The organism is Chitinophaga rupis (genome assembly GCF_900109685.1).
In the GTDB taxonomy this organism is placed as follows: domain Bacteria; phylum Bacteroidota; class Bacteroidia; order Chitinophagales; family Chitinophagaceae; genus Chitinophaga; species Chitinophaga rupis.
Window position 1 is genome coordinate 209,848 of the sequence record NZ_FOBB01000010.1, and the last position, 15,975, is coordinate 225,822.

10 protein-coding genes are annotated in these 15,975 nt (G+C 47.0%); all 10 read right to left on the reverse strand.

Annotated elements, in window-relative coordinates; genetic code table 11:
* Positions 1 to 12: 12 nt before the first annotated feature.
* Positions 13 to 651 (reverse strand): class I SAM-dependent methyltransferase, encoded by a 639-nt coding sequence (locus tag BMZ54_RS28120; RefSeq protein ID WP_089919812.1) that lies wholly within the window; start codon positions 649 to 651, stop codon positions 13 to 15.
* 1 nt (position 652) lies between these two features.
* Positions 653 to 1,660, reverse strand: coding sequence for an NAD(P)-dependent alcohol dehydrogenase (locus BMZ54_RS28125; protein ID WP_089919814.1), 1,008 nt, complete (start codon positions 1,658 to 1,660; stop codon positions 653 to 655).
* Between the two features lie 111 nt (positions 1,661 to 1,771).
* The gene (locus BMZ54_RS28130; RefSeq protein ID WP_143081165.1) at positions 1,772 to 3,019 is read right to left on the reverse strand and encodes a hypothetical protein; all 1,248 of its coding nucleotides are present in this window, start codon (positions 3,017 to 3,019) and stop codon (positions 1,772 to 1,774) included.
* Between the two features lie 89 nt (positions 3,020 to 3,108).
* On the reverse strand, positions 3,109 to 4,893 hold the full coding sequence (locus BMZ54_RS28135; RefSeq protein WP_089919817.1) for a RagB/SusD family nutrient uptake outer membrane protein: 1,785 nt from the start codon (positions 4,891 to 4,893) through the stop codon (positions 3,109 to 3,111).
* 25 nt (positions 4,894 to 4,918) lie between these two features.
* Positions 4,919 to 8,281: a TonB-dependent receptor gene (locus BMZ54_RS28140; RefSeq protein WP_238386709.1), complete on the reverse strand. Its 3,363-nt coding sequence runs from the start codon at positions 8,279 to 8,281 to the stop codon at positions 4,919 to 4,921.
* Positions 8,282 to 8,375: 94 nt separating this feature from the next.
* A complete protein-coding gene (locus BMZ54_RS28145; RefSeq protein WP_089919820.1) occupies positions 8,376 to 9,362 on the reverse strand; it encodes a FecR family protein in 987 nt (328 codons plus the stop codon).
* A 102-nt stretch (positions 9,363 to 9,464) separates the two neighbouring features.
* The gene (locus tag BMZ54_RS28150) at positions 9,465 to 10,025 is read right to left on the reverse strand and encodes an RNA polymerase sigma-70 factor (protein ID WP_089919990.1); all 561 of its coding nucleotides are present in this window, start codon (positions 10,023 to 10,025) and stop codon (positions 9,465 to 9,467) included.
* 113 nt (positions 10,026 to 10,138) lie between these two features.
* Entirely contained in the window at positions 10,139 to 10,867 is a 729-nt protein-coding gene (locus tag BMZ54_RS28155; protein ID WP_089919821.1) for a hypothetical protein, read from the reverse strand.
* Positions 10,868 to 10,971: 104 nt separating this feature from the next.
* The gene (locus BMZ54_RS28160) at positions 10,972 to 12,891 is read right to left on the reverse strand and encodes an alpha/beta hydrolase-fold protein (RefSeq protein ID WP_089919822.1); all 1,920 of its coding nucleotides are present in this window, start codon (positions 12,889 to 12,891) and stop codon (positions 10,972 to 10,974) included.
* Positions 12,892 to 12,937: 46 nt separating this feature from the next.
* Positions 12,938 to 15,550, reverse strand: a complete 2,613-nt coding sequence (locus BMZ54_RS28165; RefSeq protein WP_089919824.1) for a glycoside hydrolase family 3 C-terminal domain-containing protein — start codon at positions 15,548 to 15,550, stop codon at positions 12,938 to 12,940.
* Positions 15,551 to 15,975 lie beyond the last annotated feature (425 nt).

Below are 15,975 nucleotides of genomic sequence, written 5' to 3' on the forward strand. Positions count from 1 at the left end.
AATCTCATCCCCTCACTTCTTCTCAGTCCAGATATAGGCCCGCCTGGTTTGGTATTCCATATCCTTATGTGGCCGCCTTTCTATAGCATCAATGACATTAAACCCCGTTTCATAAAGTAATTCCACTATATCATCTGTCTTAAAGAAGAACAGATCAATATCCACTTCTTTATCATGCGCTTTGTCAAAATGAACGATCTCATCTCCCACGTGATAAGAAAATAAAAAATCTCCCCCGGGTTTCAACACCCTGTTTATTTCTCCGAAACAGGTTTTCACCTGGTCAAGCGTAAAATGTACGATTGCATAGAATGCAAGCGCGCTTCCAAGATGCCCTGACGGATAATCGATATTTAACAAGTCCTTTGTTTCAAAATTAATCTGGGGGGAAAGCTTCCGGGCTACACTCACCATCGCAGGCGACAGATCAGTACCAACGATATTTTTCATGCCATTGTCGTACAGGAATTTTGTTGTTTGTCCGGGGCCGCAGCCAAAATCGGCACAGAGTCCCTTGTCTTTATTGGCAGCTGCAAATTCCTTTAGTAACAACCGGTCTACATGTTTTTTGTTGAGCTCATCCCAACGCTCAACCGCGTAGTCATCCGCTACCGTATTATAACAGTGTAACACTTTTTCCTGTGAGTTCATATTATTCCTGGTTTTTCAATACTAAACGGATCTTTACCTCTCCTGTCCGCACCTTTTCTATTGCTTCATTCATTTCAGAGAATGACATAACATCCACCATGCTCTCAATATTATGCCTGGCCGCAAAATCAAGCATCTCCACCATATCCTTGCGGCTCCCCACATAATTTCCATAAATAGTCCGCTGCGCATAATCGTATAGCAGGCCAATGCTGATTGACTGCTTTTTTAAAGGTGAAGCCACTACGCAAAACTTTCCCTGCGGTTTAAGGATCTTCAAAAAAGCATCCAGATCATATTCTACATTCAACGTGGAGATAATAAAATCAAATTTCTTATCTAATTCTGATAGATTACCGGGGCTTGAGCTCAGTATAAATTCAGCTCCCAGCTGGTTAATCATTTCTTTCTTTTCCAAAGAATGGGAAAATGCATAAACCTTATGTCCCATTTTATGTAAGAACTGGATTGCCAGCTGTCCAAGGCCACCGGCTCCCAGAACGCCTACAACGGAATTAGCCGGCAATTGTGCTTTCACAATTCCTGTATACACGGTAAGTCCGGATGATAACAAAGGGACGGACTTTGCTGAGTGAAGCGCCGGTGAAAGTTTAAAGGCAAACCGGTTATCAACAACAATATGTTCGGCCAGGCCACCATAGCAATGCACACCAATTACTTTTTGCTGCGTGCAAAATTGCTCATTACCTGCTTTACAGCACTCACATGCAAAACAAGCCTCCTGCTGATAACCAACACCCACAAGATCACCAGCCTTTAACGCAGTTACCCCGGAGCCGGTTTCCTCAACAGTTCCCACAATCTCATGGCCCGGAACAAGCGGATATTTTGTATCACCCCAGTCATTACTGATGAATTGAACATCCCCTCTTGCAATAGAACAATAAAGGATCTTTATCCTTACCTCATTTTCACCAACAGATCTTTCATAGTAAAATGGCTCCGCCTTTCCACCTTCCTCTTTAATTCCATATGCTTTTATTTTCATAACAGTACAATGAATTTATAGATCTTAATGATAGATGCCGCCTTAAATATTCAACTTATCTACTAGGTATCCCAAACAAAAATAACTATAGTAATATAGGTAAAAACTTGTTTATAGTGTGGTTAACCAACTCTTGTAATTATTTACAAGTGTGTCAAAATCCATTTTGAAAAGATCCTTTGTCTTTATTTTCTTATTATCTGCCAAACAGAAATTTTTGAATGCCTCAACGCCAAATTTATCGATAAGATACTTTACAAACACTCCACAGATGGAGTAATTAGCGCTGGAATACTGCCCATAAAAATCCCGGTTGTTTATTATCAGATCCGTGTAGTTTAAAGTATCCCTGAATTTCCTTGCCACTTCAACTCTCTCATTATACAGATCTTTGTCGTTAAGATTCGTTACATACTCAACACAACCTTCTACAAAAAAGGCAGGGTTATTATCCTGGGGAATAGCATTATCGAAAAGGAAATGTGAATACTCATGTTTAACCAATCCTGTATTAAATCCATTGGTATGGATCTCGCCACGGATACTAAACCCTGCTGAATTATTTCCAGGACAGGTTAATCCAAACATACCCGACATAATACCATATTCATTCATGTTTGAATGAACAAACCAGCTGATCTTTTTTGCGGGCATTTTCAGCTTATAAATGCTCAGGAATTGCCGGGCATACGATCTCAATTCTGTATTCAACTTTGGATAGTCTATCGTGTCCTTAAATGTTTTTGAAATATAAATGGCAGAAAATAATTCAGATTCCACTTTATTGTAGTTGCTTTCTTTCAGATTCTGAAGGTTAAACCAATCGAAATGAGTGTCATCTTTTCTATTGCCGAAATAGGTTATTTTTCCATTTTGTACAATTAAGATGTCGTGCCCGCCGGTAAGCGCCAATTGCGCATCTTTAACGGCTTTAAGACTATTCCCGCTGATAATTATTCTGTTGGTATCTACATAAACGAAACCATCTGCGCTATCTTTAAATGTTTTGTCATTAATTATAAATCCATTGGCAATGGTCGTAATGGGTGTTTTTAGCTGCACCCACTTTTTAAGATCATGCAAAACGCCCACCATTAAAAGATCTTTTGCATAGTCACTATCGGTTAATGCTGCCTCTGTTTTCCGGACACAGTTATTTCCAAATGTGCTGCAATAATCGGCAAGCATCGCCTCTAGCCCTGTGCCGTTATCCGGCGATGCAATTGTTGTTTGCCGGCCAATAATTGCCATTACTTTTTTCAGAGAACAGTCATAAGAAGGGAGGGTAGAAAGGTCCTTTGTCTGGGCAAAGGAAATGGTTGATAAAAGAAAAAGGGTAAATGTTGTTATTAATTTCATACGGTTTAGGGTTGGCTTCACCAATATAGCTTATAAAAACAAAAAAGTTGCAGGGATGACCTGCAACTTTTTTAAATGAATATCTACACTCAATATCCCGGGTTCTGCACCAGCTTCGGGTTCCGGTCTCTTGCATCCTGCGGCACCGGGTTCAGATACATCTTCGGGGTGAACACATGCGGATGGTTCAGCGGCACAACTTCGTACTTCCACACGCCTGAATTGTTATTGGGTACCGTATTGGATATTTTCATAGCATGTTTGTCCACATTCATCACGGTGCTGGCGGTTTTCCAGCGGATGATATCATAAAAGCGTTTCTGCTCAAAACAGAGCTCTACCCTCCTTTCGTGATAAATTGCGGTCCGCATTTCCGCCTGGGATAGTCCGGGCGCCAGGTCGGGCAGGCCCGCTCTTTTGCGGATCTGGTTAATGGCATTGTATACACTGGCATCAGGTCCCACAGCTTCGTTTTGTGCTTCCGCATATCCCAGCAATACTTCCGCATAGCGGTAATAAATAAAGTTAGCGCCGCTTACTGCGCCCCCGCCGGGCCGTACCAGCGGGTTAAGCCGCTTTTTAAAATAGTAGCCGGTGTTGCCTACATCATCAGTCCCAAAATCAATCTGGTTTTTGGAAGGACGTACCTTATCAATACGGGTATATATGGTATCGCCTTTGTCCATCCAGGTCATTTTATAGGGCGCGCCGTCATACACAATCCAGTCGTAGAAGCGCTTCTCACGGCCTATGTAGGGGTGCTGCGGATCATAGCCGGAAGTGGGATCAGTGATGGATTTTCCATTTGCCATAAAAAACTGGTCTACCAGCTCCTGCGTGGGGCAGTAGTTACCCCAGGTGTAGTAGGCGCCGTTGATCCACACCGGGCCGCCGTATTGTTCAAAGGAAGATCCCATTATGTTGGCCACTACCTGCCGGTCCCACACCACTTCCGAATGGTATTCATTGGCTTCGTACCAGATGGCGGAAGGATCGGGAAACAGCTCATATGCATTACCGTTGCCATAGCTGTCAATGAACTGTTTGAATGTAGCAGCGGCCTTGCTCCAGCGTTGAGCATCGTAGTCATTATAACCGGCTACTTTATGGGGATCATTACCTGCGGCGGGTTGTGCAGCGTTGAATGCAGGGCTGGCGGCATAAAGCTCCACCCATCCCTTTAAGGCCAGCGCAGCGCCGAGGGTGGCCCGGCCGGCATCTGCATCGCCTTTATTGTATTTAGGCGGCAGGTTACCATCTTTCGTAATGGAATCCAGCTGCGTGGTGATGAAATTCACTGTTTCCGCAAAGGTGCTCCTGGGAGTATAAATGGCAGCGCTGTCCATAGTACGCCTGTCGGCAGGAACGGTAATAATGGGCAGCCCGCCAATATGCATCCACAGCTCACTGTAAAAAAAGGCGCGGAGGAACCGGGCTTCATCCAGCCGTTTGCTCAGCCACTCCGGCGAGAAGTTGGCTGCGTTATTACGTACCTCTGTAATAAAGGTGTTGCATTTGCGGATGTTGGTGAAGGTAGTTGTCCAGTTGGTGAGATCTCCGGAACCAGTGATGCCACCCCATACGGTATAGTCGTTGGAGGAGGCTTCTACAATGCCCTGCTTCCAGTTATAGGATGTATAATAAAATCCGGCATCATTGTCGTCGGTAAAGTTATCCAGGTTTTCCGGCTGGTTCCAATAGTTAGGCAATGCGCTGTAGATATCATTGAGGAAAAGATCGGCATTCCCTTCGGTGCTCCACTGGATGGCATCCGTGAGCTTTGACTTATCTGTATTTTCCAGAAATTCCTTTTTGCATGACAGTATACTGAGCAACAGTATAACAGCGGGCAAGAGACGTATGAATCGGGTCATAATATTTTAGTTTAACAGGATGAATCTAAAAATTCACATTTAGTCCAAACACAAATACCTTCTGGTTAGGATAGGCTGTTTCCAGGTCAGTATAGCCTACCTCCGGGTCCATGAATTTCATCTTGCTGAAAGTGAGCAGGTTTTGCCCGGATACATAACAACGAACGCTCTGCATCTTCATCGCTTTGGAAATTTTGGCAGGAAGCGTGTATCCCAGCACAGCCGTTTTTAAACGGAGGTAACCCGTTTTCATCATCCAGAAATCAGAGTTCTGGGTGTTATTGGCGTAGGGCGACTGGTTTGCACGCGGATACTTTGCATCGGGTGTGTTAGGCGTCCAGTGGTTGTTATAGTATTCGTAGGCCGAATTACTATTGTTGTTGTTAAAGGGCACCGTTTGAAAACCGCGGAAGTTCAGGCTGGCCAGTGCAGCTCCCTGGAAGAACAAGCTAACGTCAAACCCTTTCCAGGAGGCACTGGGCGTGAAGCCGTAGGTAATGAAAGGATATACCGGGTTACCGATCACGGTTTCATCATATGAGTCTATTTTTCCATCGGGCTTGCCATCGGGGCCGCCTATATCTGCATAACGGATATCACCGGGATGCAGCACACCAAACTGGGTAACGTTATATCCGTCTTCGCTGTTAATAATGCCATCGCTGTTCTTATCATCTGCCTGGGAAAACAATCCCAGCGCATGATAGCCGAATTGCGTACCCATGGGCCGGCCTGTTCTGCTGCGGTTGGGATTATCGTGTGTGGCGGAGGTCTCAAACACCTGGATCATTTTATTTTTGGCGTAGCTGAAATTGCCGTTCAGGTTTAGCTGCAGGCCATTGGAAAAACGGTGGGTGGTACCGGCAGAAATGTCGATACCATTGTTTTCCATAATGCCCTGGTTTTCGTCGGAGAGGCTCAGACCGTATTCTACCGGCACTGTTACTGCCGGCGGCAGCAGCATGCCGGTCCTTCTTTCATGAAAATAATCTACTTCCAGTGTAAGCAAACCTTTCCATAAAGTAGCGTCTATCCCTATATCCGTTTTGGTGGATATTTCCCAGGTAATATTGGGATTGGCTTCCTGGGTGATGTTGGATCCCTGCACCATACTGCCGTTGCCATAGGCGTAGGCGTTACCATACAAATTATAGCCGTTCAGGTACTGGAATGCCCTCCCTGCCAGGTTGCCTGATTTTCCCCAGGATGCCCTTAGTTTAAGATATTCCAGGGCAGAGGGATGATCCGCTATAAAATTCTCTTCAGAGATGATCCATCCTGCAGAGAAGGCGGGGAAATAGCCCCAGCGTTTACCGGGAGCGAAGTAGTAGTGACCATCATACCGGCCGGCTGCTTCAAAAAGATATTTCTGATCGTAGATGTAACCTACGCGGTATACAAATCCAAGCTGGCTGCCGGTAATGGTAGAGCCGTTGTTGTCAAAATCATTTTTGTTGGAGCTGCCCATACCCAGCTCGTCGATGTTCACTGCAAAGTTATTGCGCCGGGCAGAGAAGCCGGTAGAGTCATTCTTACGCGCTTCTGCTACCAGCAGCCCGGTGAAATCGTGTTTACCAAAGGTGTTATGATAGTTGAGGAATCCCTGGTAGGTGAAGTACTGGTTTTTTGAATATTCCTGGTTCAGCCAGGTGTATGGAGCAGCGCTTCCTTCCGAAGTAGAGACCTGTTTCGTATAGGAGTAAGGGGTAGTTGCTGTATTCTGTGAATAAAAGTAAAACGGCGTATGCCATCCTTTAACCGTAAAGTCATTGGGGTCATAGCTGAAGGTTCCCTTTATGCTAAGCCCTTTAATGAAAGGCAGCTGCTGCTCCACGGCAAGGGTGCTAAGCAGGGAGGTGGCACTGCGGTGGGAGTAGCCTGCTTTCAGGATCCCTACCGGCGAGTTACCTGCAAACTCGCCCCAGAGGCCATTACTATAATAAAGGTTGGTAATGGGGATCAGCTTGTACGCGCTGCGGAACAGCTGGCCCGGCGTGGTGGCGGCATCTACGCTGTTGGTATTTTCAATAGCGCCAATGAGCGACAGTGATACCGTAGTGGTAGGCGTGGCGCTTATTTCCATGTTTACGTTATAATCGTAACGTTTATAATTCACCGGGTCAAACATACCATCCTGCTTAAGGAAACCAAGACCGGCATAATACCGCACTACTTTGGTGCCGCCGCTTAGCTGCATATTGTAGTTTTGAATGGGCGCGTGCATGCGTACCAGGTCTTTGGTATTGCTGATGGGGTATTTATCGGGATCTTTAGCGTTCAGATCTGCATACGTGTTAATGAGTTCATCGCTGAAAGGTTGTTGTGTACCACCGGGATTTTCATTCATGTAGGCTTCATTACGCAGGCGCATATAGTCCTGTGCATTCAGCATTTTAGGGTAATAGGTAGGCGTTTGAAAACCGTAATACGCATTCAATGCCAACGTTGGCATTCCTGTGTTGCCGCGTTTGGTCGTTATGAGGATAACACCATTGGCGCCCCCTAATCCATAAGGAGCTACTGCAGCAGCGTCTTTCAATACAGTAACGGAGGCAATGGAGCTGGGCGAAATTTCGTTGATGTTGTTACGGATGATCCCATCCACTACTATCAGCGGAGAATTGTTGCCGGTGGTGGCAATGCCCCTGATATGTATATCGGGATTATCCCTGCCCGGCTGACCGCCATTCGGGCGCATGCTGATGCCGGAAACATTACCCGCCAGCGAATTGGAGATGTTGGTAACCGGCGATTTTGCCAGCTCCTTTCCCTGCACAGCTGCTACAGACGCGGTAGAGGAAGTTTTCTTCTGCGTGCCGTAACCTACCACTACTACTTCATTTAAGCCGCTGGCGCTTTCTTTCAGGATAATGCTGACAGGATCCCCGGTGCTTACTATTTCCGTTTGTTCATAACCTACGTAGCTGAATACCAGGGTAACGCCGGTAGCAGCCTGCAGCTCAAAATGGCCGTTCTCATTGGTCATAGTACCAACATTGGTACCTTTTACTTTTACGGATACGCCAATGAGCGGATCGCCATGTTCGTTTTTTACAGTACCGCTTATTCTGGCGGCGCTTACATGTCCGGATCCGATCACAATAGCATTGTTATTCATCACAGTGTAGCGGAGTGTGGTGCCGGCAAAGGTTTGGGTAAGCAGCTCTTCTACCGTGGCATTTTCGGCATGAATGGATACCGGTGGTTTTTCCGGCAGAATGTCGTCGTTGTAGATAAGCCGGCAGCGGCTTTTTTGCTGAATGGTTTTCAGCACTGTTTTAATGCTCACCTTTTCCAGGGAGATGCTGATCTTTTCCTGGGTGGCAGAGGTAGCGTATGCGGGCATGATGCCGGTGAGCAGCAAAACCCATAGGAACATTATTTTCATAACATGGAATGTAAGAGGGTGAAAAAAGTAAAGTGCGTGGATGTGTAATGCTTTTAGGTCATAGTATTTATTTTTGAAGATGAATAATGCGTTATCAGTTACTGATGCGGACCTCTTTCCCGTTAACCTGGAAATTAAAAGGGCGTGAGAGCTGCAGCATGTTCAGCGCCTCGTCTACTGATTCTGTATCAATGATGCCGGAAAACCGCAGCTGCTCCAGGCTGTCAGATTCAAAATGAAAAGTAACGCCGTACCACTGGTTCATTTTAGCTGCCAGCTCGCCAAAGGTGTTATTGTCAAATACCAGCTTATTATTCAGCCAGGATATTTCAGGGAGCTGACCGCTGCTGTCCTTTTCCAGGTGCTTTTGCTGAAAGACAGCCACCGGGCGGGTTAGCGGTACCGTTAATTTTTCATCAGGCTGCAGCACCACGGTTTTTTCCCGGAACGATACGGCTATTTTTCCACGGACCAGTGTAGTGAACACGGCGCTGTCGCCCGCATAGGCTTTCACGTTAAAAGCAGTGCCCAGTACGCGGATGTTCACTTTTCCTGCATGGATAATAAAAGGAACACCCTCACTTTTCACGATATCAAAAAAGGCTTCGCCGCTGAGCGTAATTTCCCGGTGCTGTTTACCAAAGCCATTCTTTTCGTAATGGAGCTGCGTATTGCGATTGAGCAATACGATGGAGCCGTCGGGAAGCACTACCCTGGATTTTCCTCCCGGAGCGGAGCTGAGCTGCTGCAATACAGGAGCAGCCGGACGTGTAAATTTCCATCCGGTCCATATTACCCCCAATACAGCTGCCGCAGCAGCTGCTGCCACCAGCCTGCGCACAATAGTGCGTTGGCGGCGCGGCTGCAGCTGCGGGCTCACCGCATCCCAGATGCGTTCTTTACTATCATGAGTGGCGCTTACCTCCTGTATAGGCGTTTGCCAGATGCTGGCAGCAAGCTCCCCGGAAGCAGCGGCCTCCGGATCATCTTTCAGCAATGCTTCCAGCTCTGACAGCTCGGCGGGTGAAATATCGCCGCTGAGCTGTTTTCCGAGTAATATCCACATACGATCGTTGCTCATAGTCTTATTGAAAATGGTTGAATAAGGGTGCGCTCCGGGGTAAAAGACAACACGAAGGAGATAATACCCCCAAAGGGGCAGGAATTTTTTTTTGAAGGAGGATCACTGACCGCCGGGCAGCGGCGTGATCAGGAATGATTTCATTTTGGTAAGCTTCTTCAGGGCGATGCCCACCTGATTTTCAACGGTTTTTATGGAAACATTCAGCAGAACGGCTACTTCCCGGTATTTGAGCCCGTCTTCTTTCACCAGTTTAAAGATCAGGCGGCACTGCGGGGGCAGCTCACTGATGGCCATATTAATATGCCGCATCATTTCATTGCTGATAAGCTGCGCTTCGGGGTTTATTTCATATTCCAGCGAATATGCTTCATCAAGATGCAGCGTTTTTTTATGGGCATATTTACGGAGGTAGTTCAGCGCAATATTACGGGTGGCAGCATAGAGGTACCATTTCAGGTTGCTTACCTGATGGAGGTCCTTCTTTTTTCTCCATACGGCAATAAACACATCTGCTACTATTTCTTCTGCCATTTCCCTGTTATGAACAATGGCCAGGGCTAACTGCAGCAATGGAGCGCAGCAGTAATCGTATAATTCTTTAAATGCTTGTGTATCACCGCGGTATATTTTGTTTTGCAATTCGGGGATATCGTCGCGCATGAAAGTAAAAATACCCAAATTATGTAAAAATGCAAACGTATAATATTAAGTGTCGTATTGACAAAAGTACCACTTGTTAAGGGCTGATGGCTGCAAAGATCCTAGCTATGTTATCATTGATTAATGGCGTTGACAAGGCCAGCGGCGGTTTGTTCATCAAAAGACGCGTCGTTGCTGTCCAGGAACTTTTTCGCAGCGGCTGCAGCTGCAGGATCCTTTTCTACAGCTGATAAGAAGCTTTTTCTTTTTAAACTTACTTTAGTGGGGATCCCGTCTTTAAGGAGGAAATAGGTATAGCTTCTTTTATATTCGTCGTAGTTATGTCCTGTTTGCGTTACGCCTTTATCCACAAAATTGGCGCGTTCAAATTTAACTTTTACAGCTTTCACTAATGAATATTTACCTGCTGCAAGCTGCTGCACAAACTGTAAACGGCCATCTATATCCACATTCACAAAATGTGCTGCCACATCATTTTTAACCAGGTGAAAGGCTTGTATATAGCGGCTTTCAGGGGTATATGCCTTTCCCTCGCTGGCGGCGCGGATAATGAGGGTGTTTTTTTCCAGGTCCAGGTTGGCGTCGTAAACCATTGAATGCTTTACAGGTTTGTTTTCCATGGAGTCTATTGACAGTCGTCCCCAATCATCGTATAGGTAAGGACTACCAACCGTGTTCCCTACCGGCCGGAAACCGGTGGCAGTAAAATAATTATTGAGGCTCCTATAATTGTCCAGGATATTTGCGATGTGCGTAGTTTGTATACGGTTCGCAGAGTCTTGTGCGGAAAGGGACAAAACAGCTGTAAACAGCGCTAAAAGGGACAGGGTTACTTTTTTCATGACGGTTAATTGCGATACTAATATAAGGATAATTTCCCTTAGATAGTGACCGGAGCAGTGCAGGGTATTGCATCTGCCCGGCAATGCCATATTCCGCTCAATCTTTATTTAAAAAGCAGCTGTGCAAAATTAAACAGGTTGTTCCGCCATACGGGCCAGGTATGGCCGCCGGGGTATTCGCTATAAGTGTGTTTGATATTCAGCTCATCCAGCTTTGTCAGCATCAGCTGGCAATTCCTGTAGGCAATATCTTCCTTTCCGCCCATGGAGATCCACAGCGCTTTCAGATTACTATTGATCATGGCCGCATTGGTTTTCATAAAATCGTACTGGGCCGCTGCAATATCAGCCTGCCTGGCCTGGATCCAGCCCGAGCTGAATACTCCCAGCCAGGAAAACATTTCCGTATTCTTTATCCCGGTGTAAAGGGTGTGAATGCCGCCCATAGATAAACCAGCCAATGCCCGGTGACCTGCATCTGTTTCAGCGCGATAGTTTTTTTCTACCAGGGGAATAATGATCTCCTTCAGCTCCGATTCAAATGTTTTCAAAACAGATTCGTCAAACGCAGCGCCACCTACATTTGCATCCGGCATGACGACCAGCATTGGCTCCGCCTTTTTTGAAGCGATCAGATTATCCAGGATCAGATCCGTTTTGCCCTGCGTGGCCCAGCCGGTTTCGTCTTCCCCGCCACCGTGTAAAATGTAGAGCACAGGATACTTTTCGTTTGTATTTGCATCATAACCGGGCGGGGTATAAATGTACAGCTGCCGCCATGAACCGGTAACCTTTGAGAAATATTTCCTGATGCGGATATCTCCATGCGGCACATCTCTTAGCGCATAATAGCTGCCGCCGGCAAAGGGTATTTCAATACCGCTTGCCCTTCTTCCCATACCGTAAAAAGTTTCACTGGCGGGATCCGCAACGGCCACGCCATCTATCAGCAGGGAATAATAATGAAATCCTTCGCCGATGGAATCTGTTGTTACGGTCCATAAACCGCCGGTGTCCTTTACCAGATCATACTTACGGACCAGGTCAACCTGCACCTTCTGCGCTTCCGGCGCTTTGATCCGGAAAATAACACGGTGGTCAGCCAGTATCTGCGGATATTTTGCATTGCGGACATTGGTTGCCGCAGGCGCGCCCACCACCGGATATTTTGAGAACGTAGCAGTATCCACCGGTTTAAAGATCAGCTGAGAGAACATATACAATCCGTTCTTCCATACTTTGAAATCATGCACGCCCGGCTCAATGTAATAGATATGCGGCACATTGTTCTTTTGCAGGTAATCATGCGTGCGTTTGCTAAAGGAAACCAATCCATCACTGGCCCCGCAGGAGATCCAGAGTAGCTTAATCTTTTGCCTTGCTTCCACGGGATGGGGTACCAGCTGCTCCGGCGTTTTAGTGTTCGGCGCGGATGAAAAGCCTCCGATCCACGCAAACTTGTCCAGGTTTCCCAGGCCAAAATTCAGTGACTGTCCACCTCCCATTGACAGGCCGGCAATGGCCCGGTGCTCCCGGTCCGTATAAACAGGATATTTCTTTTGTATGTAGGGGATCAGATCGTTCAGCAGATCTTTTTCAAAAGTAGCAAACGCCTGTACCTTGTCAGGAGCCATGATATTACCGGTGGCCCGGTCATCTTTCATAGCCCTGCCATTGGGCATCACAACGATCATCGGCTCAATTTTTCCTTCGGCGTACAGGTTATCCAAAACTACCTGCGGAGTACCGCCTTTCAGCCACTCCTTTTCATCGCCGCCAATACCATGCAACAGGTATAACACCGGGTATTTGCTCTTTTTGGAAAATCCCGGTGGCGTATAGATCAGCGCTTTCCGCGGATTACCCACGGTTGCTGAGTTATAGCTGATGGTATCAATCCGGCCATGCGCTATACCTGCACGCAGGGAATCAAAACCAGGAGCTGCGTGTTCAATAACGCCTTGTGTAAAAGCTGGTATGGTAAACAATAAAAGAATGGCAAGATTAAAAACTATCTTTTTCATATCGCATGATTTTCTTTTGTAAATACCGCTTTGCGGGCGGATCAGATTATTGGATCATTATAACATGGGATAACACATTACCTGTAGCAGCGTTGTCCATACCCGGCTGCCCCCCTCCTATGCTGAGCACCGTTTTCCCTTCCGGCTGATAGCGGTTCCCCTTTTCATCAATGAGGGAAAGATCTTCTGCTGTAAGGGTAAATGATATGTGCTTACTTTCTCCGTGTTTCAATTGTATGCGCTGAAAACCTTTTAGTGACCTGACCGGCGCGTTTGCCACTCCGGGATGGCTTACATAAAGCTGCACCACTTCATCACCGTCAAGCTTTCCCGTGTTGGTGAGCTCCACGCTGATATTAACCGGTGCTCCCTTACGGGCGCTTTCAGCTACCTTAAGTCCGTTATACCTGAAATTCGTATAGCTTAGACCGTATCCGAACGGGTATAAAGGCTTACCCCGGAAATAGCGGTAGGTTCTGTTGTGCATGGAGTAATCAGTGAATGCGGGCAGGTCTTTGTCGGAGGCATAAAACGTTACGGGCAGGCGTCCTGAAGGATTATAATCACCGAATAATACATCTGCAATGGCGGTTCCTGCACGCTGGCCGCCGTACCATGCATTCACAATAGCGGGTATACGCGCTTGTTCCCGGGGAATGGCAATGGCGCTGCCTGTCATCATAACAAAGATGACCGGCTTGCCGGTTTGCTGCAGGGCTTCTAACAGCCGGGTTTGTACTTCAGGCAGCATAATGGTTGTCCGGTCCCCGCCATCGAACCCCGGTACTTTTACAGGCATTTCTTCTCCCTCCAGCTGTGGAGAGATACCACCGGCAAAAATGATGGCATCTACCTCCCGCAGCCTGGCTGCCAGGGCTGCGAAGTCTGTTTTAACCCTGTCGCCTGTTTTCAGCCGGATCGAGGCGTTCCCCTCATTCTGGTAGAACTCCACTACCAGCTTGTAGCTGCTATCTTTTTGAACGGGCAATGTAAACGGCCTTGCGCCCCAACGGTTTCTGGTCCAGGCATCAACAACCATTTTATCATTAATGAACAGGCGGTACCCGTCATCTCCCTCAATTTCAAAATTCATGGTTTCTGTAGCAGCTGCTTTTAAAAAGGAGGTATACCTGGCCGAATAATGGATGGTGCCGATGTTGGGTACAGGTGTTTGCCCTTCCGCCCAGTAGTGGTCAATATCCTTTTCCATTACGGTCTGCACAGGTGCGCCTTCCAGCCGCTCATTATTAAAGTACTCGGCCTGCACACCCGGGCTGCCTTTAAAGGAAAGCATTGCCGTCATATCCCGGTAGGCCAGCAAAGTATCATTGGTGTGATTGATCGCTTTTTCAAAGATCAGCTCTGCACCAGGCCCCAGTTTTTGCCTGATCCCCTCCACAACCGTCACCACCTTTGACGGCGTGCCGTTATAGTTGCCAAGAACAGCTATTTTATTATCGGCATTAGGACCTATCACAGCTATCTTCCTGATGGCCTTACTGAGCGGGAGCACGCCGTCCGTGTTTTTCAGCAGCACAATGGATTGCCTCGCCATTTTCAGGGCATGGGCATCATGCTCCGGTGATTCCAGGACCGACCCTGGGGTTTGCGCATATTTCACCTCCGATACCGGGTCGAACATGCCCAGCCGGAAGCGCACGGTAAATAATCTTTTTAATGAAGTATCCAATTGTTTTTCGCTTATCAAACCGGTTTGTACCGCATTTATCAGCGAATGGTACACCGAGGTGCCGCATTCAATATCTGTTGAATGAATGAGGGCGTCCGCCGCAGCGGCGGTTGCATCCTTATGCGTTTTGTGGTACTTAAAAAAATCGTCTATGGCCCAGCAATCGCTGGTCACATAGCCTGTGAATTTCCATTGCCGGCGAAGGATGCTGGTCATAAGCAGATCGTTACCGCAGCATGGCTGGTTATTCACTGCATTGTATGCACACATAACGCCTGCAACACCCGCATTCACGATCAGCTCATGAAAGGCAGGCAGATAAGTATCCCAGAGATCATGTGGCGAAGGATTAAAATTATCGGAATGCCTGGAAGGTTCCGGGCCGCTGTGCACTGCAAAGTGTTTGGCGCAGGCGGCTGCTTTCAGGTATTTGGGATCATTGCCCTGCAGCCCCCGTACAAAGGCGGCTCCCAGTTTTGCCGTCAGGTACGGATCTTCTCCATAGGTTTCCTGTCCCCTGCCCCATCTGGGATCGCGGAATATATTAATATTGGGCGTCCAGTAGGTGAGCCCCATATACCGCTCATTGTTCTTCCCTTCTGCAGTTGCCCTGTTATGAACGGCCCTGCCTTCAGTGGCCGAATAATCTGCCATCAGGTATAGTGAAGCGGTATCCCAGGTAGCTGCCATGGCAATGGCCTGGGGATAAGAAGTTACGTGATAAGGAGTACGGGCAACGCCATGCAGGGTCTCGTTCCACCAGTCATAGGCCGGTATGCCCAGGCGGGGTATGGCAGGGGCAGCATTAAGCATTTGTGCTGCTTTTTCTTCCAGCGTTAGCCTGCTAACCAGGTCGGCCACACGCTGCTCTACAGGCAGGGTATGATCCCACATGGGAAGACTTTTATATTGCTGACCTGAGGAAGGATTGGAGATAAATATTCCGATAAGCGCAATCAGTTTTTTCATAACATTAACGTGGTTCATAATGGAGCAAGCCCTTCTTCAGCGGCTATTATTAATGTCTGACAGACATTTATTTAACCATTCATAAATAAACCATTCAACAGCCTCCATTTTTGTCAAATGGTATTAATTAAACGTGGTGTTGCTATAGGGTGCTGCTACCGGCAGTTTCAACAGGGTTTCTTCCAGCTTTCTTGCTGGCGTTTGCGTAGCAGGCCTTAACATAATAAAGATATTAAATCCGGCGGTTCAAAAAGTTCAAATATGACCGCCGGCAATTTTTACACATTTTCAGGGACCAGGGGCCGGGCATTGGGGCTGGCATCGTTACAGCCCTGTTTGCCAAATATTTAGCCTAACCGGACTTTTTTTTATACAAAACCGGCTATTTACTTATTTTGCTATCAGGGGAGCAGAAAGTTCATTTA